Source organism: Streptomyces olivochromogenes, assembly GCF_021538895.1.
Classification (GTDB): Bacteria; Actinomycetota; Actinomycetes; order Streptomycetales; family Streptomycetaceae; genus Streptomyces; species Streptomyces olivochromogenes_A.
In genome coordinates this window covers 1-660 of record NZ_JADDRL010000272.1, presented here as the reverse complement: position 1 = coordinate 660, position 660 = coordinate 1, and the positions used below count along the sequence as shown (strand labels likewise).

Here is a 660-nt window from a genome sequence, read left to right as displayed (position 1 = left end):
CGGCCCGTGAGCTCACCCACGTTCGAGATGGCGAATCCGTTGATCTCCTCGGCGAGGGCGGAGGCGTTCTCGGTGGCGGCCCTGATCTGCTTCGGGTTGGGTGCGCCGTGTCCCTGCCGGGCGGACAGCAGTCCCTTGCCGACACCTGTCGGCTTCAGGAATGTCGTCAGGGAGTTGTCCAGGGACTGCATCACCAGCCCGATGATGGTCCGCTCCGACCCGCGGCGGTTGGACAGGGAGCGCACGGCCGAAACCGGATGGCGGGCGGCGTTGCCCAGCCAAGCCGCGATCCTGGATGTGCCTTCGGAGTAAGGGACTTGGAGGATGGCCAGGACGCCCATGGCGTTGGAGCCCTTGCCGTAGCGGACCGGCTCGATGTGGGTGTTCTCGTCCGGGTGGATCGAGGACGTGATCGCCACGCCCCGGGTGAAGTCGGCCTTCGGCGTGCCGTGCGCCTTGCGGTAGCGGCGGTTGTCGGTCTGCGCGCCCACCAGCGCCTCGGAGTTGGTGCGGGTCAGGTCGCCCAGCCGGTCGGAGAGGTAGGGCAGCTGGCCGTTCGCCTTCATCCGGTGCAGCAGGGTCTGCGTGCCGTAGGTCCCCGCGGCCAGCACCACCCGCCGCGCTGTGAAGGTCCGCCCCCGGTCCTTCTTCCTGCGGTCG

Annotated in this window: 1 pseudogene; it reads right to left on the bottom strand. The window is 69.2% G+C overall.

The features are described 5' to 3' along the window. Positions 1-660: pseudogene (locus IPZ69_RS46770) on the bottom strand (cholesterol oxidase); the annotation flags it as partial.